The following is a 21,204-nucleotide window of genomic DNA, read 5'->3' on the forward strand; positions in this document are numbered from 1 at the left end:
CTCGGCGCGCGGGTGCTCAGTGGGCCGTCCAGCCCCCGTCGAGGACCAGCGAGGTGCCCGTGACGAACGAGGCCTGCGGGGCGCAGAGGTAGACCACGGCCTCGGCGACCTCCTCGGGTTCGATGAGCCGCTTCAGCGCCGAGTCCTTCAGCAGGACGTCGGTCAGGACCCGCTCGGCGGGGATGCCGTGGGCGGCGGCCTGGTCGGCGATCTGGCGCTCGACCAGGGGCGTGCGGACGTAGCCGGGATTGACGCAGTTGGAGGTGACCCCGTGCGGGGCGCCTTCGAGGGCGGCGGTCTTGGAGAGGCCCTCCAGTCCGTGTTTGGCGGCCACATAGGCCGACTTGAAGGGCGAGGCGCGGAGCCCGTGCACGGAGGAGACGTTGACGATCCGGCCCCAGCCGCGCGCGTACATCTCCGGCAGCGCGCCCCTGATCAGCCGGAACGGCGCTTCCAGCATCACGGTGAGGACGGTGTGGAAGACCTCCGGGGGGAACTCCTCGATGGGCCGGACGAGCTGGAGTCCGGCGTTGTTCACGAGGATGTCGGTGCCCGCCGCGCCCGCCTCGGCGGCGTCGAGGTCGGTGAGGTCGAGCAGCCTGGGCTCGACCTCGCCCGCGAGGCCCCGGGCGGCTCCGGCCAGTTCGTCGAGGCCTTCGGCGGCCCGGTCGACGGCTCTGACCCGGGCCCCGGCGGCGGCGAGCCGCAGCGCGCAGGCCCGGCCGATGCCGCTGGCGGCGCCGGTGACGAGCGCGGTGCGCCCGGAGAGGTCGAGGGTGACGGCCCCGGGTACGGGGCCGGCCGCGGGGGCCTGGGCCGGTACGGGACCTGATGTGGTGGGGGCGCTCATGCTCCGCACCCTATGAACGGCCCCACCCCCGACCGATGTGTTTCCCACCCATAGTTCAGCCTTGGGGGGTGGTGTCGAACCATGTGGGTTCGTCCGCCAGCGCCTTCTCGATCCGGAGGTACGAGAACCGCTTCATCTCGGGCAGCCGGTCGGTCTCGAACCAGCCGACCTCCAGCGACTCGTCGTCGTTGACCCGGGCCTCGCCGCCGACGGCCCGGCAGCGGAAGGAGACGTCCATGAACTGGCACTGGTCGCCGTTGGGGTACACGACCGGCTTGCGCAGGGTCTGGACGAGCACGATCCGCTCGGGCACGCAGTGCACGCCCGTCTCCTCGTACACCTCGCGCACGGCGCACGCTGCGGGCTGCTCGCCGGGCTCGACGATGCCGCCGATGACCGCCCACATCCCGGTGTCGACCCGCCGGCCGAGCAGCACCCGTCCGCGGTCGTCGAAGACGACCGCGCTCACGCCCGGCAGGAAGAGCAGCTGGTGGCCGGCGGAGGCCCGGATGTCACGGATGAAGTCGGGGGTGCCCATGAGGCGACCCTAGATCACCTTCCGGGTCCGGGCGGGCCCGCCCCCGTCAGGCTCAGGCGCCGGTCCGGCCCCGCCTGGCCCGCACGGACCGGGCGGCCGACCAGCCGAGACCGGCCACGGCGACGGCGACGAGCAGCGCCTCGGGCAGGGTGCCCATGCGGGTCGCGGGGGTCAGCGAGGAGCGCAGCGGCACCTTCTCGACGAGCACGTCGGGCGTGAACATCTTCGTCTGCGCCACGATCTCCCCGTCGGGGCGGATGACCGCGCTGACGCCGCTGGTGACGGGCACGACCACGCTGCGGCTGTGCTCGACGGCCCGGACCCGGGACATGGCGAGCTGCTGGTAGGTCATCTCGCTGCGCCCGAAGGTCGCGTTGTTGCTGGGCACGGAGATGAGCTGTGCCCCGTGCGTGACGGTGTCCCGCACCGCCCAGTCGAAGGCAGCCTCGTAGCAGGTGGCGAGGCCGACCTTGGTGCCGGCGAGGTCGAACACGCCGACCTCGGTGCCCGCCCCGAAGTCGCGCCGGACCCGGTCGACGTTGCTGTTGAAGAGGCGCACGAAGGAGCGCATCGGGATGTACTCGCCGAAGGGCTGGACGTGCCGCTTGTCGTACTCGGCGACCGGGCCGCGCCCCGGGTTCCACTGGATGAGGGTGTTGCGCAGCTTGCCGGTCTCGGGCGCGATGACCGCGCCGATCACGGTGGGCGCGCCGATCGCCCGGACCGCCTGGTCGATCACCTCGTACGCGTCGGGGTTGGCGTACGGGTCGATGTCGGAGGAGTTCTCCGGCCACAGCACGAGGTCGGGCTGCGGTTCGCGGCCGGCCTTCACCTCGGCGGCGAGCTCCTTGGTGCGGTTGGCGTGGTTGTCGAGCACCGCGCGGCGCTGGGAGTTGAAGTCGAGGCCGAGGCGCGGCACGTTGCCCTGGACGGCCGCGACGGTGGCGGTGCCGTCCTCGGCGGAGTCGTCCACGAGCGGCAGCGCGGCCAGCGCGCCGGTGACGGGGACGAGCACGGCGAGGGCGGCGGCGAGGAGCGGCCCCCGGGCCACCGGCGCCGGGGTCTCGTCCGTGCCGGAGCGGCGCCGCTTCAGGACCTGGCGCACCACCTCGTACAGACCGAAGCCGCACAGGGCGACGGCGAAACCGAGCACGGGGGTGCCGCCGACCGCCGCGAGCGGCAGGAAGACGCCGTCCGCCTGCCCGAAGGCGATCTTGCCCCAGGGGAAGCCGCCGAACGGCACGCGCGCACGCGTCGCCTCGCCGAGGATCCACACGGCGGCGGCGAGGACCGGCCAGCCGGGCAGCCGGGAGACCGCGGTGATGCCGAGCCCCACGGCGGCGACGAACAGCGCCTCGACGCCGGCGAGCGCCAGCCATGGCCCGGCTCCGACCTCCTCGCCGGTCCACACCAGCAGCGGAAGCAGGAAGCCGAGACCGGCCAGGTAGCCGAGGCCGAATCCGGCGCGCAGCCGTCGGCCGCGCAGCGTCCAGCCCAGCAACCCGAACGCGGGCAGCGCGAGCCACCACAGCGGCCGGGGCGGGAAGCTCAGGAAGAGCAGGAGCCCGGACAGGACGGCCGCACCGGGCCGCAGCAGCCGCCGCAGCACACGGCCACGCCCCGGCACGGGAGCGGGTTCGGGCACGTCGACGGGGGTAATGGTGGCGCTCACGTGCCGGAGTCTAGTCGCGCCCCCTGTGGGCGCTCGTCCCGCTGGGCCGGGGTCCCCGGTCGCGGCGTCCGGGAGCGCGTGCGCGGGACGGGACGGCTCCCCCGCGGGCGGCTCCACGTGCGCCTCCGCTCCCCAGGCGGCTCCACGGGCGCCTCCACTCCCCGGACCCGACGGTGTCCGCGCCAGTGGCGCCGTCGCGCCGTCGGGCCGTCGGGCCGTCGGGCCGTCGCGCCGTCGGGCCGCCCTCGGGTGCCTCAGACGCCCGTGGGCCCCGTGGGCGTCGTCCTGCGCAGCAGTCCCCGGATCGCCCGCACGGCCGCCTCCGCGTCGTCCACGGTCACGGTGAACGTCCGCCCGTCGCCGAGGCGCAGCACCAGCCCCTCGCCGCGTCGGACGACGACCGCCGTGCCCTTCTCGGGGCGCCAGCGGTAGCCCCAGCCGCCCCACTGGCGCGGGGTGACGGAGGGCTCGAAGTCGGCGCCGACCACGTGGGAGAGCGGGATGCGGCGGCGCGGCACGCCGATGTGGCCGCAGCGGACCTCCATGGCGTCGTCGTCGACACGGACGGCGACGTGCACGAAGGCGAGGGTGCCGAAGAGCACGAGGACACCCGCCGCGACGCAGCCGATGACGGCCATCAGCAGGGGCGCGATGCCGGAGGTCCAGGGGGACTCGACGGCCAGGGTGATGCCGAGCGCCATGCAGGCGGCCCCGGCGACGGCCGGCAGCCACTGCAGGCGGTTGGTCGCCCGGCCGGTCCAGACCGCGGGCGCCGGCCCCTCGGGGCCTTGGTGCGAGGAGTGCTCCCTCATGGTGACAGCCTACGTACGTTCCGTTGCCCCGGCGCCTTGGCCGCGGCATCCGGGCGCTCAGCGCGCGGCGGCCGTCGCCTCCAGGAAGCGCCCCTGCGGGTATCCGAGGGCCGCGGCCGGCAGCCCGCCGGTGCGACCGCTCAGGAGCACGGTCAGGGTGCCGGTGGGAGCCGCCGTCGGGTCGGCCGCCACCCCGATGCGCCGGAGTGCCTGACTGGCCACTGCCCCCGCGGAACCGTGCAAAACGACCTGCGGCAGCTCGGCACGGTCGAGGGCGGCCAGGATCTGCTCGTCGACGAGCTCGTAGTGGGTGCAGCCGAGCACGACGGCCCGGACGTCCCGGGGCGTCAGCGCGGCCGCGGCGGCGACGGCACGCCGTACGCCCTCCGCGTCGTCGTGCTCGACGGCGTCGGCGAGGCCCGGGCAGGGCACCTCGGTGACCTCGGCGCCCTCGGCGAAGTCGCGGATGAGCCCGCGCTGGTAGGGGGAGCCGGTGGTGGCGGGGGTCGCCCAGATCGCGACCTTGCCGCCACCGACGGCGGCGGGCTTGATCGCGGGCACGGTGCCGATCACGGGGATGCGGGGCTCCAGCGCCGCGCGGAGCGCGGGCAGGGCGTGGACCGTCGCGGTGTTGCAGCCGACGATCAGCGCGTCCGGCTCGTGGGCGGCGGCGGCCCGGGCCACGGCCAGCGCCCGGCCGGTGAGGTCCTCGGTGGTGCGCGGGCCCCAGGGCATGCCGTCGGGGTCGCAGGAGAGCACCAGGTCCGCGTCGGGCCGCATGCGGCGAACCGCGACCGCTGCCGGGAGCAGGCCGATTCCGGAGTCCATGAGCGCGATCTTCACCCGGTCACCCTAGCCGACCACCCTTGCGTCCCCGGCAATCTGGGGCAGACTGCGGCGAATGAGCCCGCTTGCCTGGATCGCGATCGCCTCCCTGGCCGTCTGGGCCTGGCTGCTGCTCGGCCAGGGATTCTTCTGGCGCACGGACCAGCGCCTTCCGGTGCCCCCGCGCCCGCCCGAGGCGTGGCCGCGGGTCGTGGTCGTCGTACCGGCCCGTGACGAGGCGGAGGTGCTGCCGCTGAGCCTGCCCTCGCTGCTCGCCCAGGACTATCCGGGTCAGGCGGAGGTGATCCTGGTGGACGACGGGAGCACCGACGGCACCGGGCGGCTGGCCGAGGAGCTGGCGGCCCGCCAGGCGGGCCTGGCGCTGACCGTGGTCTCGCCCGGCGAGCCCGAGCCGGGCTGGACGGGGAAGCTGTGGGCGCTGCGGCACGGGACGGCGCTGGCCCAGGCGCGCGGGCCGGAGTTCCTGCTGCTGACGGACGCGGACATCGCGCACGAGCCGGACAGTCTGCGACTGCTGGTGGCGGCGGCGACGGGGCACGATCTGGACCTGGTGTCGCAGATGGCCCGGCTGCGGGTGGCGAGCGCCTGGGAGCGGCTGATCGTCCCGGCCTTCGTCTACTTCTTCTGCCAGCTCTATCCGTTCCGCTGGATCAACCGGCGCCGCCCCCTGGCGACCGCGGCCGCCGGCGGGTGCGTGCTGCTGCGGACGGAGACGGCCAAGCGGGCCGGGGTGCCGGAGGCGATCCGGCAGGCGGTCATCGACGACGTGTCGCTGGCGCGGGCGGTGCGGGGCGTGGGCGGGCGGATCTGGCTGGGGCTCGCGGACCGGGTGGACAGCATCCGCCCGTACCCGCGCCTGGGCGACCTGTGGCGGATGGTCTCGCGCAGCGCGTACGCGCAGCTCCGGCACAGCCCACCGCTGCTCGCCGGGACGGTCGCGGGTCTCGCCCTGGTCTATCTGGCGCCGCCGGCGACGCTGGCGGCCGGGCTGCTCACGAAGGACGCCCCGGCGGCGTGGGCGGGCGGGGCGGCCTGGGCGGTGATGGCGTTCACGTACCTGCCGATGCTCCGCTACTACCGGCAGCCGCTCTGGCTCGGTCCGCTGCTCCCGTTCACCGCGCTCCTCTATGCGCTGATGACGGTGGACTCGGCGGTGCAGCACTACCGGGGGCGGGGGGCGGCGTGGAAGGGGAGGACTTACGCCCGGCCGACGAAATCCGCATCGCAGCGCGCTTTTCCCGACACACGGAGTAATGACGGAACGCCGCGGTGACGCCGGTGTCATTAAACCTGCGCGCGAGATGGCCCCCGAACGCTCCCGGAACCCCTTTGTCGCCGCCGGTTTTCTTTACGTCAACCTGACAGCGGACCCGTCGGTAACCCCTCCTCAGCTTGGGGTTTACAAGATCCATACGCCATCAGGCGTCCGTTTTTGTCACGTTCGATCGCATTGGGGATCGGCGGCCTCTCAGAACCCGTCAACCAACCGTCATTCCGGGCTCCCCATAGGGCACATCGTGGGCTTACCTTATGAGCCATGACCTCCCCGCGCTCCACCTACGGAGGCGGTTACTACACCGCGCCGTCGTTCCCCGACACCCCGATCTACGACTCTCTCGTCGCAGAGCGGGGCACGCCTCAGATCGCCCCGATCCGAGTGCCCTCCGTGTACGACACCCCCAGCAGCTTCTCCGGAAGCAGCAGCTACCTGCCTGCCCTGCCCGCGGCCCTGCCCGCCCTCCCGGCGGCACCCGCCCCGCAGCAGGCCGGCCCGTCCTACGGCGGCCACGGCGGCGCGTACGGCTACCCCCAGCCCGCACCGCAGATGGCTCCCGTGCCGCTGCAGCACGCCCCCACCCCGTACATCCCGCAGCAGCCCGTCGCCCCGCGCGGCTACCCGGGCCCGCAGGCGCCGCAGCAGCCCCGCCCCATGGCCGGCGGGTACGAGGCGATGCGCCCGGCGGCCCCCCGGCCGATGCCGACGCCCGCCACGTACGAGGACCCGTACAACCGCCCCTACCAGGGCCGCGGGTACTGATCCCGGAGGCGGGCCGGGCGACTGGCAGGATGGGCGCATGCCGATTCCTGTCTTGAGCTCCGTCCACGTCCATCCGGTCAAAGCTCTGCGCGGGTTCTCCCCCGCCCAGGCGGAGGTCGAGCCATGGGGACTGGCCGGCGACCGCCGCTGGACCGTGGTGGACACCACGGGCACGGTCGTGACCCAACGCCAGCACGCGCGGCTGGCGTTGGCCTCGGCCGCCCTGCTGCCGGACGGCGGTGTCACGCTGTCCGCGCCCGGTTCCGACCCGCTCACGGTCGAGGTGCCGAAGCCCCGGCGGGAGGCGGACACGATCACGACGGAGATCTTCGGCACCCTGGTGGAGGCGGTCCCCGCCGACCCCGCGGCGGACGCCTGGTTCAGCGCCTACCTGGAGAGCGAGGTCCGCCTCGTCCACATGGACGACCCGGCCCGCCGGCGCCCCGTCGACCCGGACGTCGCGCTGCCCGGCGAGACCGTCAGCTTCGCCGACGGCTTCCCGCTGCTCGCCACCACCACTTCTTCGCTCGACGCCCTCAACTCCCTGATCGCCCAGGGCGACCACGCCGACGAGGGCCCCCTGCCGATGAACCGCTTCCGGCCGAACGTGGTCATCGACGGCACCGCCCCCTGGGCCGAGGACGGCTGGCGCCGCCTCTCGATCGGCGAGGTCACCTTCCGGGTCGCCAAGTCCTGCGGCCGCTGCGTGGTCACCACCACCGACCAGGAGACCGCCGAGCGCGGCAAGGAGCCCCTGCGCACCCTGGCCCGGCACCGCAGGGACGGCAACCGGCTGATCTTCGGGCAGAACCTGATCCCCGAGCGGCGGGGTGTCATCAAGGCCGGCGACCCGGTCGAGATCCTGGACTGACCCGCCGGCCGGTACGCGTCACTCTTCCGAGCTCGACAGGCGCGGAACCCTCCCCCGGGGCACACTCGTTGGAAGAGCGGACCACGAGGGGGTGCGGAGCGTGCGGGCAGCCATCGGACTCTGGCGCTGGCGGCGCAATCCCCTGCGCCGGACCACCGACGTGATCGAGGCCTGGGTCGCCTTCACGGCGGCCGTCCTGCTGTGTCTCGCGGTGCCCGCCGCCGGGGTGGCCGCGGGCCTCTCGGCGAACGCGTCGCTGCAGCGCGCGGTCCGCACCCAGTACCAGGAGCGCGTGCCGACCGTCGCCCGGGTGGTGCGGACCGCCGACGTGCAAGCCGGGCAGCGGACCGCCGAGGCGGCCGGCGAGCAGCGGCTCAGGCCCGCCGTGGTGGCCGAGTGGACCGCCCCGGACGGCAGCCCGCGGACCGGCACGGTGAACACCACCCGGCAGCACGCGCGCCCCGGCGACGCCTTCCCACTGTGGACCGACCGGTCCGGGCGGACCGTGCCCGCCCCGATGCACCCGGAGACCGCGCGGGCGCACGCCCTCATCGCGGGCCTGACCGTGGCGCTCCTCGGGGGCCTGCTCGTGGAGACCGCCCGGCGACTCGTCGTACAGCGGCTGGTACGGCGACGGTACGCGCGTCTCGACCGCGCCTGGGCCCAGGCCGGTCCCGACTGGGGCCGTACGGGGACGGGCAGCTGACCCGTCAACTCCGCGGCGCCGCGCGCGCTACGGTGGGGCATCGGATCAGCGTCGGCGCACGAGGCGGGGGCAGAGCACACCCATGGCACAGGGCACGGTCCAGGTGACGCACACCGGCACGTCGCGGTGGCGGCGCCGCACGGGCGAGTACGCCTCCCTCGCCGCCGCCCTGGAGGCCGCGGGCGACGGCGACACCCTCACCGTGGCCCCCGGCACCTACCGGGAGAACCTGGTGATCCAGCGGGCCGTCACCCTGCGCGGCGGGGACGGCGGCTCGGTGCGGATCGCGCCGGCCGACGGGGTCCCGCTGACCGTACGGGCCTCGGCCACCCTGCGGGACCTGCACGTCGAGGGGCAGGACGCGGCGGCACCCGCGCTGCTCGTGGAGGACGGCACGCCGGAACTGCTCGACCTGCGGATCAGCACCCGCTCCGCCGCCGGCATCGAGGTGCGCGGCGCGGCCCGCCCCACGGTCCGCCGCTGCACCGTGGACAACCCGGCGGGCGTCGGCATCGCCGTGCTCGACGGCGCGGGCGGCGTGTTCGAGGAGTGCGAGGTCGTCGCCGCCGGCCAGTCCGGGATCTCCGTGCGCGGCGGCGCCCACCCCCGGCTCGAACGCTGCCGGGTGCACCACGCCTCGGGCGCCGGCATCGCCGTCAACGGCGAGGGCAGCGGCCTGGAGGCGCTCGGCTGCGAGGTGTACGAGATCAAGGGCACCGGCCTGCAGATCGCCTCCCGCGCCACGGCGCACATCGGCGACTCCACCGTGCACCGGACGTCCGCCGACGGCATCACCCTCGACACCGACGCCGTGCTCACCCTCTCCGACTGCGACATCCACGACATCCCCGAGAACGCCGTGGACCTGCGCTCGCGTTCGGTCCTCACGCTGACCCGCTCGACGGTGCGCCGCTTCGGGCGCAACGGCCTGTCGGTCTGGGACCCCGGGACCCGCGTGGACGCCAACCAGTGCGAGATCCACGACAGCACGGGCGACTACCCGGCGGTCTGGGTGAGCGACGGGGCGACCGCCGTGCTCGACTCCTGCCGGGTGCACGACGTGCCCGACGCCCTGTTCGTCCTCGACCGCGGCTCGCGCGTCGACGTCGTCGACAGCGACCTGTCCCAGGTGCGCAACACGGCCGTGTCGGTGAGCGACGGGGCCACCGCGCAGCTCGACGACTGCCGCATCCGCGAGGCCGCCACCGGCGCCTGGTTCCGCGACCACGGAAGCGGCGGCACCCTCGGTGGCTGCACCATCGACGCAGTCCAGACCGGGGTGATCGTCACCAAGGGCGCCGACCCGACGATCGAGCGGTGCACGGTCACCTCGCCCGCCGAGGCCGGGTTCTACGTCTCGGCCGAGGGCCGCGGCTCCTTCCTCGGCTGCCGGGTGACGGGCAGCGGCGGCTACGGCTTCCACGTCATGGACGGCTGCCGGACCACCCTGCGCAAGTGCCGCACGGAGCGGTGCGCCCGCGGTGGTTACGAGTTCCCCGAGGACGGGCCGGTCGTCGAGGACTGCACCAGCGACGAGAGCCAGCTGCGGACGCCCGTGGTGCCGGACGCCGCCGCCGTGCTGACGGCGACGCGGACCGGCGGGCTGCTCGGCACCGTACCGCCGCCCCGCACACCGGCAGCCGCGCCCCCCGAGGAGCCGCCCGCGCCGGTGGAGACGCGCTCCTCGCACGAGGTGCTGGGCGAACTGGACACGCTGGTCGGCCTGGAGAGCGTCAAGCACGAGGTGCGGACCCTCACCAACATGATCGAGGTGGGCCGCCGACGCCAGGAGGCCGGCCTGAAAGCCGTGTCCGCGCGCCGCCACCTCGTCTTCACCGGCAACCCGGGCACGGGCAAGACGACGGTGGCCCGGCTGTACGGCGAGATCCTCGCCTCGCTCGGCGTGCTGGAACGCGGGCATCTCGTGGAGGTCTCCCGGGTCGACCTGGTCGGCGAGCACATCGGCTCGACCGCCCTGCGCACCCAGGAGGCCTTCGACCGGGCCCGCGGCGGCGTGCTCTTCGTCGACGAGGCGTACGCCCTGTCCCCGGAGGACTCGGGGCGGGACTTCGGGCGCGAGGCGATCGACACGCTGGTGAAGCTGATGGAGGACCACCGGGACGCGGTCGTGGTGATCGCCGCCGGGTACACGGCGGAGATGGAGCGCTTCCTGACCGTCAACCCCGGCGTGGCGTCCCGCTTCTCGCGGACCATCACCTTCAGCGACTACGTGCCCGGGGAACTGCTGCGGATCGTGGAGCAGCAGGCCGAGGACCACGAGTACCGGCTCGCCCCGGGTTCCGGGGAGGCGCTGGTGAAGTACTTCACCGAGCTGCCCAAGGGACCGGCGTTCGGCAACGGGCGGACGGCGCGGCAGACCTTCGAGTCGATGGTGGAGCGGCACGCGGGGCGGGTCGCCGCGCTCGCCGAGGCGAGCACGGACGACCTCACCCTGCTCTACCCGGAGGACCTGCCCGAACTCCCCTGACCCGGTCCGCCCTGGTTCGCCGGGGCGCTGCCGCGCTGGCGGGGCAGGGCGGGCGGCAGCCGGTCCAGGAGTGCGGCGCGCACGGCGGCGAACTCGGGGTCGGCCTGGTAGTCGGAGTGCCCCAGGATCGGTTCGGGCAGCGGGTGTTCGCGGGTGCGCCCGTACGCGACGGGGTCGAGCAGCACCGGATGGTCGACGGCCGGCCGGTCGCCCTCCGCCGGGACCCGCACCGGCCCGCCGATCGGGTCGGTGGCCCGGTACAGGTTGCTCCAGCAGTGCACCGTGCGGTGCAGCCCGCGCAGGGCCTCGGGGCCGAAGTAGGCGGGGAACCAGCGCCCGTAGAGGCGTTCCAGGGGCGAGCCGTAGGTCAGCAGCGCGACCCGGCCGCGGGTGGCCAGCGGCAGCTGCCAGACGGCGGCGGCCGCGAGGACGCTGCCCTGGGAGTGGCCGGAGATGACGAGCCGGCCGCCGGTGCGCCGGGTCCAGGAGCTCATCCGCCAGGTGAGGTCGGGCACCGCCCGCTCGGCGTAGCAGGGCGGGGCGAACGGGTGGGCCGCGCGCGGCCAGAAGGTTCCGACGTCCCACAGGATGCCGATCGTGCGCCGCGCGGAGGGGTCCTTGTAGGCGCGCCTGCCCCAGGTGACGAACAGCAGGAAGCCGAAGCCGATCATCCAGGAGCCGAGGGCCTGGGCGGCGGTGGCGGCCGAGGCGACCGCCGGATGGGCGCCGTCGAAGGCACGTCCGGGCACGTTGCCGCTGGCCCAGGCGCCGGCCACGGAGGCGGCGCCGAGAAGCAGGGTGGCCCCGGAGATCACACCGACGAGGTGGGGCGCGGAGTCGGTGAGGGCGGCACGGGCCCGGCCGGCGGAGATCTGACCGGTACGGACGGGGTCGGCGTCCTCGGAGGCGTAGTCGGTCTCGACGGTCCCGCGCAGGGAGCGGGAGGCGAGGGCCGTCCGGGCGACGAGGACCGCGCCCGGGACGAGGAGCAGCAAAAGCAGCACGGGGATGACCGAGGCCTGCCAGCTGAGCAGGACGGGCGGCCCGGTGATGAGGCCCTCGCCCGTGCCGGGGGTGCCGGAGCCGTCGAGCCAGTCGGCGACCCGCTGGGCGACACCGCCGGACATGACCCCGCCGAGGGCGCAGGCGAGCATGGCGACGGCGGGGCCGCCGAGCCCGTACAGGGCGGTGCGCGGGTCGCGGCGCGGGCGGCACAGGAACAGGGCGACCACGCCGAGGCCGACGACGAGGGCGCCCTGGGCGAGGGTGAGGGTGCCGAAGACGACGTCGCCCGGCAGGGTGCCGGTGGAGACCCAGCCGGGGCGGGACCAGCCGGTGTGCAGGGCGGTGAGCGCGAGCACCAGCAGGGCGGTGCCGGGCAGCCAGGAGACGAGGGCGCGTTCGATCCGCAGGTCGAGGCGGTTCTCGCTGCGCCCCCGGCGGCAGATCACCACCACGACGACCAGCGCGAGGATCACCAGGGCGCTCCGCACGACCAGGCCGAGCGCCCCGAGGAGGCCGTCGGGGGCGTCGTGCCGGGCGGCCGCCCCGGCGAGGACGACGGCGACGGTGAGGAAGCCGGCGGCGGTGTGCGCGGCGCGCAGCCGGGCGACGAGCCGGCGCCCGTACCAGAAGCCGGGGCGGCCGAGCGCGGGCCGCAGCGCGGTGGGGGTGGCGGCGTCGGCGGCCTCGGTGTCGGAGGCGGGCGGCTGGGCGGGGCCGGGATCGACCTCGTAACCCGTGGGCGGGCGCTGGGCCTCGTACGCGCTCCAGGTGCGGTTGGACAGGTACCAGAGCAGTCCGACGAGCGCGGCGGGGATGACGGCGGCGAGGGCGAGCCGGCGGCCCGGCTGGGACCACCAGCCGCCGCGCTCGGCGGAGAGGAAGCCGAGCCAGGAGCGCTGCCCGGCGCAGGCGCCCGAGCCGGCGCACTGCCAGGCGGTCAGATCGAGGGCGACCTCGCAGGCGGCGGCGGTGAGCAGGACGGTGAGGGTGAGCGCGACGAGCCGGACCAGGACGCCGTAGAGGCGTACGAGGCGGGCGTGGCCCTGGGTGGGCGGGCGCATCCAGTGGGCGAGGTTGGCGACCATGAACGGCAGGAGCAGCAGCCACAGGGCGCGCGCTCCGTTGCCGGAGGTGAGGTTGGACCAGCAGTAGGCCTCGGGTACGGGGCGTTCGGCGTAGCGCTCGGGGTGGTCCTCGGCGTCGAGATCGTCCCTGCGGCGGTACATCGCGGCCGTCCGGTCGCCGGTGACCCGTGCGGTGCGCGGGTCGTCCAGCATGTCGGCCGCGGTGGCTCCGCCCACGCCGTGGACGAGCAGTTCGAGCGCCGCACCCCCGCTCTTCGGGTCGGGTGTGGCAGGGGACACTTCGGTGACTCGCTCTCTGAGTGGGAGGATTCGACGGCAGCATCAGGATCGCGGACGGCCGGGCTCCTCGGCACGGCCCTCCCGGATTCCGACACCCCTTCTCCTCTTCTTCCCTATTCCCTGCGGAAAGGACCGGCCCCGGCGGATGAGTGACAATCAGAACCTCCTCGCGGAACAGCGGCGCGCCCTGATTCTCGACGAGGTGCGGAGGCGCGGAGGCGTCCGGGTCAACGAGCTGACCCGCCGTCTCAACGTCTCCGACATGACGGTCCGCCGGGACCTGGACGCGCTGGCCCGGCAGGGGGTGGTCGCGAAGGTGCACGGCGGGGCGGTGCCGGTGGTCGAGGCGAGCAGCCACGAGCCGGGGTTCGAGGCGAAGTCGGCGCTGGAACTCGGCGCCAAGGAGGAGATCGCCCGGGCGGCGGCCGCGATGGTGCGGCCGGGCACGGCGATCGCCCTGTCCGGTGGGACGACCACCTATGCGCTGGCCCGGCATCTGCTCGACGTGCCGGACCTGACGGTGGTGACCAACTCGGTGCGGGTGGCGGACGTCTTCTACGAGGCGCAGCACTCGGGTTCCGGCGGGGAGGCCCGGCCGGGGGCGGCGACGGTGGTGCTGACCGGCGGGGTGCGCACGCCGTCGGACGCGCTGGTGGGGCCGGTGGCCGACCAGGCGATCCGTTCGCTCCACTTCGACGCGCTGTTCCTGGGGGTGCACGGCATCTCGGTGGAGGCCGGCCTGTCGACGCCGAACCTGGCCGAGGCCGAGACCAACCGGCGGCTGGTGCGCTCGGCCCGGCGGGTGGTGGTCGTCGCGGACCACACCAAGTGGGGGACGGTGGGGCTGAGCTCCTTCGCGACGCTGGACGAGGTGGACACCCTGGTCACGGACCGGGGTCTGTCGGCCGAGGTGCGCGAGGAGATGGCGGAGCGGCTGCCGGGGCTCGTGGTGGCGGGCGAGGAGTCGGAGTGAGCGCGCGGGCCCTCCGGGTGGGCGCCGGATGAGCCGGTTCCGGGTCGAGCGGACCGTGGCGCTGCCGCCCGCCGAGGTGTGGCGGCGGCTGACGGACTGGCCGGCGCACGGCGCGCAGGTCCCCTTCACGCGCACGACGGTGCTCACGGCGGGACCGAACGCGGTGGGCACCCGCTTCACGGCGCGGACCGGTCTCGGACGGCTCGCCTTCGACGACCCGATGGAGGTCGTGGTCCTCGAACCGCCCGCGCCGGGCCGGACGGGGGTGTGCCGGCTGGTGAAGCTGGGGCGGGTGGTGCTGGGCGAGGCCTCGTTCGAGGTGTCGGACGCGGCCGGCGCCTTGTCGGCCGGCGAGCCCTCCGGCAGCCGGGTGGTGTGGACGGAGGAGCTGCGCCTGCGCGGGGTGCCGGCCGCCTTCGATCCCGTACTGGCCCTCGCGGGACGGGTGTTGTTCGGCCGGGCGCTGGACGGACTGCTGCGTAACTGACGGGTTGTCAGCTACGGTGGGGGATCCGGATCCAGGGCCCGCCCGACGGGAGGCACGACCCATGGCACGCCTACTGAGGCCGGTGGAGCTCGACTTCGCCGCGTCCGCACCGCTGCGCCTGGTGTTCACCACCGGACTCGCCGCCCCGCCGGCGGCGGTGTACCGGTCGCTGGCGGTGGAACTGGCCAGCACGCCCGCGTGGTTCAGCGCCGTCACGTCCGCCACGCCGACCCATGACGGCGCGGGGCGGACGGTCCGGCTGAAGGGCGGGGTGGAGTTCCGCGAGACGATCCTGGCGACCGACCCGGCCGCCCGCTACGCCTACCGGGTCGACGAGACCAACGTCCCCGGGCTGTCCGCCCTCCTGGAGGAGTGGGTCCTCTCCCCCACGGCGGACGGCACCCGGGTCCGCTGGACCATGGCCGTCGACGGGAACGGTCCCTGCCGGGTGGCGATGCGGCTGGCCCGGCCGGGGGTCGGCAAGTCCTTCCGGGACGCGATGCGCAACCTGGAGCGGAGGCTCACTCCGGCCAGACACCCGTCGCCAGGAAGCGCTCGATAGTGGCCGCGTACGGCGCGATGTCGAGGCCCTGCCCGGCCAGCCAGGCGTCCGAGTAGTACTTGTCGAGGTAGCGCTCGCCCGGGTCGCAGATCAGGGTGACGACGCTGCCGGTGCGCTTCTCCGCGACCATCTGGGCGATGATCTTGAAAGCGCTCCACAGGCCGGTGCCGGTGGAGCCGCCGGCCTTGCGCCCGATCGCCGTCTCCAGGGCGCGGACGGCGGCGACGCTCGCGGCGTCCGGCACCTTCATCATGCGGTCGATGGCGCCCGGCACGAAGCTGGGCTCCATCCGGGGCCGGCCGATGCCCTCGATCCGCGAGCCGCAGTCGGAGCTGGCCTCCGGGTCGTGGTGGGTCCAGCCGTCGAAGAAACAGGAGTTCTCCGGGTCGGCGACGCACACCCGGGTGTCGTGCTGCATGTAGTGCACGTAGCGGGCGATGGTGGCCGAGGTGCCGCCGGTGCCGGCCGTGGCGACGATCCACGCGGGCTCCGGGTAGCGCTCCAGCCTGAGCTGCTCGTAGATCGACTCGGCGATGTTGTTGTTGCCCCGCCAGTCGGTGGCCCGCTCCGCGTACGTGAACTGGTCCATGTAGTGGCCCCCGGTGCGCTCGGCGAGCGCGGCGGCCTCGTCGTACATCGTGCGCGAGTCGTCGACGAAGTGGCACTGCCCGCCGTGGAACTCGATCAGACGGCACTTCTCGGGGCTGGTGGTGCGCGGCATGACGGCGATGAAGGGGACGCCGATCAGCTTGGCGAAGTACGCCTCGGAGACGGCGGTGGAACCGCTGGAGGCCTCTATGACGGGCGCGCCGGGGCGGATCCAGCCGTTGCACAGGCCGTAGAGGAAGAGCGAGCGGGCGAGCCGGTGCTTGAGGCTGCCGGTGGGGTGGGTCGACTCGTCCTTCAGGTAGAGGTCGATGCCCCAGCTCTCGGGGAGCGGGAAACGCAGCAGGTGGGTGTCGGCCGAGCGGTTGGCGTCGGCGTGGACCTTGCGCACGGCCTCCTTGAGCCACGACCGGTAGCCGGGGTCGCTGCGGTCGACGTCGATGGTGGCCATGGCACTGCGCGCGATGGCGTCGATGCTGGTCATGTGCGCCTCTTCTCATGGGATGTGCAACGGTGCCCCACTGACCGACAATACCGCTCTCACCTGGGCAAACGTTCCCTTTGAGGGTCCATAGGAGTGGCTTGCAGACGCCCGCGCGGGAGAGTTCGCGCCGCTTCCGCGAAAGACCTGCTGGTGCGGGGCGCGGGGGCCCGGCACACTGGGGTGGGGAGTGCCTGCGCGAAGGGGGCGGAGCGAGATGACGGAACCCGAGTTCACGGCCACGGGGGTACGGATCGACCGCTGGCCCAGGTCCCTGACCCGCGCGGGCGAGGTCCGCGTCGAGGACGGGCGGCTCTCCCTCCTGACCAGCTACGGCAGCGAGATCGACAGCGCTCCGGTGGACAAGGTCCGGGCGGGTCGGCCCTGGTTCGCGAAGCCCGACGAGGCGGTGGCGACGGTGAACGGCACCCGCTACCGGATCTCCGGCATGTCGGACTCGGGCTCCGGCCGGCTGCTCGAAGTCCTCAGGAAGTCCGGCCCGCGCCCCTGACCTGCGGCGAGTCGCCGCGAGTTGCGGCCCCGTCACCACTGGTTCAGGCTGGAACCACCTCACCGAGGGTTTACCGGCGGTGACGCTGCGAGTCGGCCCACCGCCCTGCTACACCGCATGACAGATCCGAACCTCCGTCTTCTTCCGGACCTATTTCGGGGAGTCGCAGCCGTGATCAGCGAGCCCAGCAGGTACTGCACGGTGGAGCTCCAGGCCCTGCCGCCGCGGATCGGTCAGGTCCGCAGAATCGTTTCGGCGCATCTGCGCCACTGGCAGCTCGACTCATTGATCGACCTTGCCGCGCTCGGTGTCACCGAGCTCCTGACCAACGTCCACCGGCACGCCCAGCCGGACAAGACGTGCACCGTCGAGGTCGCGCTCCTGCTCGACCGCCTCACCGTCTCCGTCCGCGACAACGATCCCCGGATACCGAACCTCACCGAACCCTCCGACACCGACGACGAGTTCGCGACGTCGGGCCGCGGCCTCGCCATCATCGAGGCGATGAGCGAGAGCTGGGGCGTCCGGCCGCACGGCGATGCGGGCAAAGCCGTCTGGTTCACGCTCCAGGCGCCGCCGTCGCCGATGGCGGACCCGCCGGGGTCCGACGTGGTGTACGGGGCGACGACGGCGGGACCGCTGCAGTCGCCGGCGCTGGTGCCCTGACTCCGGAATCGTCGGTTCCACTGTCAGGGGCGTCCAATCCGACGCCTTTCACAGTGGAACCGGCGTCCCGGACGGCGGATCCGACGTCCCGGACCGCGAATCCGACGCCCCGTCACTCCGTCGCGATCGCCCGCAGGATGTCCAGACGGGCGGCCCGTCGGGCCGGGCGCCAGGCGGCGGTCGCTCCCGCGGCCAGGCCGATGGCGGCGACGGTCGCGAGCTGGGCCGGCGGAAGCGCGAAGACGAAGGCGCTGTCGCTCGCGCCGTCGGAGGCGCGGACCAGGACCCAGCCGAGGAAGCCGCCGAGGAGCAGACCCCCGGCCGTGCCGAAGGCGGCGATCAGGACGGACTCCCAGCGGACCATGGCCCGCAGTTGGGAGCGCGTCTGGCCGACGGCCCGGAGCAGGCCCAGTTCGCGGGTGCGCTCGTGGACGGCGAGGGTCAGCGTGTTGGCGATCCCCAGCAGGGCGATCAGCACCGCGAGCGCGAGCAGCGCGTAGACGAGGGTCAGCATCATGTCGATGCCGGCCGCCGACGACTCCGCGTACGCGTCCCGGGTCTGCACCTCCGGGTCGCCGTACCGCGCCGCGACCCGTTCCACCGCCGCCTTGCCCTCGTCCGTGGAGACGCCGTCCTTGAAGGTGACGGCCACCAACCGGTCGGCGTCCTGGGTGCGGTGCGGCTCCCAGGCGGCGCGGGTCAGGACGTAGTCCCCGGCGAGTTCGGACTGCTGGTACACGGCCTTGACGGTGAAGGTCCGCCGCGCGCCGTCGGCGAAGGTCAGCTGGGCCGTGCGCCCCGGGGCCAGCCCGTACCGGTCGGCTTCGGCGGACGCGACGGCGAGGCCGTCCGTGCCGAGCCCGTCCAGGGAGCCCCGTACGGCCCCGAGGTCGAAGGTGCGGGCCAGCGCCGCCGGGTCGGTGACGGTGAGGGCCCGGCCGCGGCCGTCCACCTCCGCCACGCCCCGGCCGAGCCCGACGGCGGTCTCGACCTGCGGCAGCGCGGCAACGGCGGGCCCGAGCCGCGGGCTCAGGCCGCTGCCGCCCGCCCCGAAGGACGGCGCGCTGACGGCCACGTCACCGGCGAAGGAGTGCGAGACGGTCCGGTCCATGGTCGCCTTGAGCGAGGCCCCGAAGACCGTGAAGAGCGAGACGACGGCGACGCCGATCATGAGCGCCGTGGCCGTGGCGGCGGTCCGCCGCGGGCTGCGCAGCGCGTTGCGCCGTGCCAGCCCGCGGTTGGCGCCGCGCAGCGGGCCGCCGAGGATCCGTACCGCGTAGGAGGAGGCCGGCGGGCCCAGGACGACGAACGCGGCGACGGCGAGCACCGCCCCGGTCCCCGCGAGCCACAGCGAGGGCGCGCCGAGCTCGCCGGCGAGGACCAGGCCGACGGCCAGGGCGAGGAGTCCGGTTCCGGTGGCGGTACGGGTGGGGGAGGCGGCCGAGTCGTCCACGGCCGTCTCGCGGAGCGCGGCGAGCGGCGCGGTGCGCCCGGCCCGTACGGCGGGCAGCAGGGCGGAGCCGACGCAGACGGCGAGCCCGACGGCGAACGGCAGCGCGAGGGACAGGCCCTTGACCACCAGGTCCCCTTCGGGGAAGGGGAAGCCGATCGCCGGGAAGAGGGCCTGGAGCCCGGCGGCCACGCCGATGCCGCCCAGGAGTCCGACCCCGGAGGCGAGGACGGCGACGGCGACGGCCTCGGTGAGGGTCATCGCGACGACCTGGCGACGGGCGGCTCCGAGGGCACGCAGCAGCGCGTTCTCGCGGGTCCGCTGGGCGACGACGATCGCGAAGGTGTTGTGGATGGAGAACACCGAGACCAGCAGGGCGACCCCGCTGAAGACCAGCAGGAAGGTCGTGAACAGGGTGAGGAAGCGACCGGAGACGGACGCGTTGCTCTCGTCGGTGGCCTGCTGCCCGGTGAGGGCCTCGACTCCCTCGGGGAGTACGGGGTCCAGGGCGTCGACCAGGTCCCGCTGGGAGATCCCGGGACCGGCCCGGACGAGGATGTCGGAGGCGTCCGTGGTCCTCGGGACGAGGTACCTCTCGGCGTCCGCGCGGGTGAGCCCGGTGTAGGTGACCTGGCCCATGCCGTCCGCGCCGCCGAAGGTGGCGAGGCCGACGACGGTGACGCGCACGGGGTCGGGGGTGCGCAGCACGGTGGTGGAGCCGAGCGTCAGCCCGCCGGCCTTCGCCGCTCCGCGGTTGACGACGGCCTCGCCGCTCTTCTGCGGGGCGCGGCCCTCGGCGAGGGCGTACGGATTGAGCTGGGGATCCTCGATCCAGTAGCCGGCGAGGGTGGGCGGACCCTGGCCGCCGATCGGCTTGCCGTCGGCGCCCACGAGCTGCCCGGCCCCCTCGATGCGCGGCACGGCGGCGGCGACGCCCGGGACCCGGGCGATGCGGTCGGCGAGCGCGGCGTCCACGGGGCTGCGGGTGCCCTGCCCCTCGCCGGCGACGGTCACCACGCTCGCGCTGCGGACCACGGCGTCCGTGCCGCGGTTGGCGTCGGCGAACAGGGTGTCGAAGCCGGCGCGCAGGGTGTCGCCCATGACGAGCGTGCCGGTGAGGAAGGCGACGCCGAGCAGCACGGCCGCGAAGGTGCCCAGGAAGCGGCGCCGGTGGGCGCGGAGCGAGGCGAGGCTCAGGCGCAGGGTGGTCATGTCACCGCTCCCTTCCGGTCGAAGGACTTCATCCGGTCCAGGACGACGTCGGGCGTCGGATACGGGATCCGGTCGACGAGTCGCCCGTCGGCCAGGAACACGACCTCGTCCGCGTGGGCGGCGGCCACCGGGTCGTGGGTCACCATGACGACCGTCCGCCCGGTGCGCCGGACGGTGTCCCCCAGCAGCCGCAGCACCTCCTCGCCGGAACGGGAGTCGAGGTTGCCGGTGGGTTCGTCGGCGAAGACGACGTCCGGGTTCCCGGCGAAGGCCCGGGCGACGGCGACGCGCTGCTGCTGTCCCCCGGAGAGCTCGCCGGGCCGGTGACGGAGCCGGTCGCGCAGCCCCACGGCGTCGATCAGCGCGTCGAGCCGGGCCCGGTCCGGGGTGGCGCCCGCGAGGTCCAGGGGCAGCGTGATGTTCTCCGCGACGGTCAGGGTCGGCAGCAGGTTGAAGGCCTGGAAGACGAAGCCGATCCGCTCCCGGCGCAGCAGTGTGAGGCGTCGGTCGTCGAGGGCGGACAGGTCGGTGTCGCCGATCAGGGCGGAGCCGGAGGTCAGGGTGTCGAGACCGGCGGCGCAGTGCATCAGCGTGGACTTGCCGGAGCCCGAGGGGCCCATGATCGCGGTGAAGCGTCCGGCCGGGAAGTCGACGCTCACCCCGTCCAGGGCCCGGACCTCGGTGTCTCCGCCGCCGTACACCTTGACCGCGTCGACGACACGGGCCGCGGGCGGGCTCGGCACCGTCGTGCCGGTCGTGGCGGTCATGACCGCCGCCCCTTCTCCCCGGAGGCGCGCCCGAACTGCTCCTCCAGGACGGTCAGACGCCGCCAGTACTCGTCCTCGTCGATCTCACCTGCCGCGAACCGGTGCCCCAGCAGCGCGATCGGCGACCGCTCGTCGACGCGCGGGGCCCAGGGGCCGCGGTGGCGGCGCGGGCCGAAGCGGCGCAGGACGGTGACGACGGTGACGATCACCGCGGCCCAGACGAGCGGGAAGAAGAGGACCCATGGGCCGGGGCCCGCGTGGGCGAGGGTGTTCATCGTGCTCAGCTCCTCGTGTGGTCG

The 21,204-nt window shown here is 74.2% G+C and carries 20 protein-coding genes; 10 read left to right on the forward strand and 10 right to left on the reverse strand.

What is annotated here, in order from left to right; all coding sequences use genetic code 11:
- Positions 1 to 16: 16 nt before the first annotated feature.
- The 5 genes from OG309_RS04895 to OG309_RS04915 all read right to left on the reverse strand — a co-directional run bounded on the left by OG309_RS04895 (position 17) and on the right by OG309_RS04915 (position 4,715).
- Positions 17 to 850 (reverse strand): 3-hydroxybutyrate dehydrogenase, encoded by an 834-nt coding sequence (locus OG309_RS04895; RefSeq protein WP_329418482.1) that lies wholly within the window; start codon positions 848 to 850, stop codon positions 17 to 19.
- A 55-nt stretch (positions 851 to 905) separates the two neighbouring features.
- Positions 906 to 1,388, reverse strand: a complete 483-nt coding sequence (locus tag OG309_RS04900; RefSeq protein ID WP_329418483.1) for an NUDIX hydrolase — start codon at positions 1,386 to 1,388, stop codon at positions 906 to 908.
- 52 nt (positions 1,389 to 1,440) lie between these two features.
- Positions 1,441 to 3,060: an apolipoprotein N-acyltransferase gene (gene lnt, locus OG309_RS04905; RefSeq protein ID WP_329418484.1), complete on the reverse strand. Its 1,620-nt coding sequence runs from the start codon at positions 3,058 to 3,060 to the stop codon at positions 1,441 to 1,443.
- Between the two features lie 254 nt (positions 3,061 to 3,314).
- Entirely contained in the window at positions 3,315 to 3,872 is a 558-nt protein-coding gene (locus tag OG309_RS04910; protein ID WP_329418485.1) for a hypothetical protein, read from the reverse strand.
- Positions 3,873 to 3,929: 57 nt separating this feature from the next.
- Complete coding sequence (locus OG309_RS04915; RefSeq protein WP_329418486.1) at positions 3,930 to 4,715, reverse strand: glutamate racemase; 786 nt, start codon at positions 4,713 to 4,715, stop codon at positions 3,930 to 3,932.
- Positions 4,716 to 4,773: 58 nt separating this feature from the next.
- On the opposite strand from OG309_RS04915, the gene OG309_RS04920 reads away from it, so the two are divergent.
- The 5 genes from OG309_RS04920 to OG309_RS04940 all read left to right on the forward strand — a co-directional run bounded on the left by OG309_RS04920 (position 4,774) and on the right by OG309_RS04940 (position 10,821).
- Positions 4,774 to 5,991 (forward strand): glycosyltransferase, encoded by a 1,218-nt coding sequence (locus OG309_RS04920; protein ID WP_329418487.1) that lies wholly within the window; start codon positions 4,774 to 4,776, stop codon positions 5,989 to 5,991.
- 264 nt (positions 5,992 to 6,255) lie between these two features.
- On the forward strand, positions 6,256 to 6,756 hold the full coding sequence (locus OG309_RS04925) for a DUF6643 family protein (RefSeq protein ID WP_329418488.1): 501 nt from the start codon (positions 6,256 to 6,258) through the stop codon (positions 6,754 to 6,756).
- 37 nt (positions 6,757 to 6,793) lie between these two features.
- On the forward strand, positions 6,794 to 7,627 hold the full coding sequence (locus OG309_RS04930; protein WP_329418489.1) for an MOSC domain-containing protein: 834 nt from the start codon (positions 6,794 to 6,796) through the stop codon (positions 7,625 to 7,627).
- Between the two features lie 100 nt (positions 7,628 to 7,727).
- The gene (locus OG309_RS04935) at positions 7,728 to 8,333 is read left to right on the forward strand and encodes an Rv1733c family protein (protein WP_329418490.1); all 606 of its coding nucleotides are present in this window, start codon (positions 7,728 to 7,730) and stop codon (positions 8,331 to 8,333) included.
- Between the two features lie 82 nt (positions 8,334 to 8,415).
- Positions 8,416 to 10,821, forward strand: a complete 2,406-nt coding sequence (locus OG309_RS04940; protein ID WP_329418491.1) for a right-handed parallel beta-helix repeat-containing protein — start codon at positions 8,416 to 8,418, stop codon at positions 10,819 to 10,821.
- Here OG309_RS04940 and OG309_RS04945 read toward each other — a convergent pair.
- On the reverse strand, positions 10,791 to 13,190 hold the full coding sequence (locus tag OG309_RS04945; protein WP_329418492.1) for a hypothetical protein: 2,400 nt from the start codon (positions 13,188 to 13,190) through the stop codon (positions 10,791 to 10,793). The genes OG309_RS04940 and OG309_RS04945 overlap by 31 nt on opposite strands.
- Positions 13,191 to 13,335: 145 nt before the next feature.
- Here OG309_RS04945 and OG309_RS04950 point away from each other — a divergent pair, with 145 nt between their 5' ends.
- From OG309_RS04950 to OG309_RS04960, 3 genes are all read left to right on the forward strand, one after another.
- On the forward strand, positions 13,336 to 14,163 hold the full coding sequence (locus OG309_RS04950; protein WP_329418493.1) for a DeoR/GlpR family DNA-binding transcription regulator: 828 nt from the start codon (positions 13,336 to 13,338) through the stop codon (positions 14,161 to 14,163).
- 28 nt (positions 14,164 to 14,191) lie between these two features.
- Entirely contained in the window at positions 14,192 to 14,650 is a 459-nt protein-coding gene (locus OG309_RS04955; RefSeq protein WP_329418494.1) for an SRPBCC family protein, read from the forward strand.
- Positions 14,651 to 14,711: 61 nt separating this feature from the next.
- Positions 14,712 to 15,212, forward strand: coding sequence for an SRPBCC family protein (locus OG309_RS04960; RefSeq protein ID WP_329418495.1), 501 nt, complete (start codon positions 14,712 to 14,714; stop codon positions 15,210 to 15,212).
- Here the strand turns inward: OG309_RS04960 and OG309_RS04965 are convergent.
- Positions 15,172 to 16,302, reverse strand: coding sequence for a PLP-dependent cysteine synthase family protein (locus OG309_RS04965; RefSeq protein ID WP_329418496.1), 1,131 nt, complete (start codon positions 16,300 to 16,302; stop codon positions 15,172 to 15,174). The genes OG309_RS04960 and OG309_RS04965 overlap by 41 nt on opposite strands.
- A 214-nt stretch (positions 16,303 to 16,516) precedes the next feature.
- Here OG309_RS04965 and OG309_RS04970 point away from each other — a divergent pair, with 214 nt between their 5' ends.
- Positions 16,517 to 16,810 carry a hypothetical protein gene (locus OG309_RS04970; RefSeq protein WP_329418497.1) on the forward strand — a complete coding sequence of 98 codons (294 nt, stop codon included), beginning with the start codon at positions 16,517 to 16,519 and terminating at the stop codon, positions 16,808 to 16,810.
- A gap of 171 nt (positions 16,811 to 16,981) precedes the next feature.
- Complete coding sequence (locus OG309_RS04975) at positions 16,982 to 17,476, forward strand: ATP-binding protein (protein WP_329418498.1); 495 nt, start codon at positions 16,982 to 16,984, stop codon at positions 17,474 to 17,476.
- A 112-nt stretch (positions 17,477 to 17,588) separates the two neighbouring features.
- Here OG309_RS04975 and OG309_RS04980 read toward each other — a convergent pair whose 3' ends face one another.
- The 3 genes from OG309_RS04980 to OG309_RS04990 are packed head-to-tail and all read right to left on the reverse strand — an operon-like array spanning position 17,589 to position 21,180.
- Positions 17,589 to 20,138, reverse strand: a complete 2,550-nt coding sequence (locus OG309_RS04980; RefSeq protein WP_329418499.1) for an ABC transporter permease — start codon at positions 20,136 to 20,138, stop codon at positions 17,589 to 17,591.
- A complete protein-coding gene (locus tag OG309_RS04985; protein ID WP_329418500.1) occupies positions 20,135 to 20,905 on the reverse strand; it encodes an ABC transporter ATP-binding protein in 771 nt (256 codons plus the stop codon). Before OG309_RS04985 ends, OG309_RS04980 begins: the two co-directional genes overlap by 4 nt.
- On the reverse strand, positions 20,902 to 21,180 hold the full coding sequence (locus tag OG309_RS04990; protein WP_329418501.1) for an SHOCT domain-containing protein: 279 nt from the start codon (positions 21,178 to 21,180) through the stop codon (positions 20,902 to 20,904). Before OG309_RS04990 ends, OG309_RS04985 begins: the two co-directional genes overlap by 4 nt.
- Positions 21,181 to 21,204 lie beyond the last annotated feature (24 nt).

The organism is Streptomyces sp. NBC_01268, from assembly GCF_036240795.1.
In the GTDB taxonomy this organism is placed as follows: Bacteria; Actinomycetota; Actinomycetes; order Streptomycetales; family Streptomycetaceae; genus Streptomyces.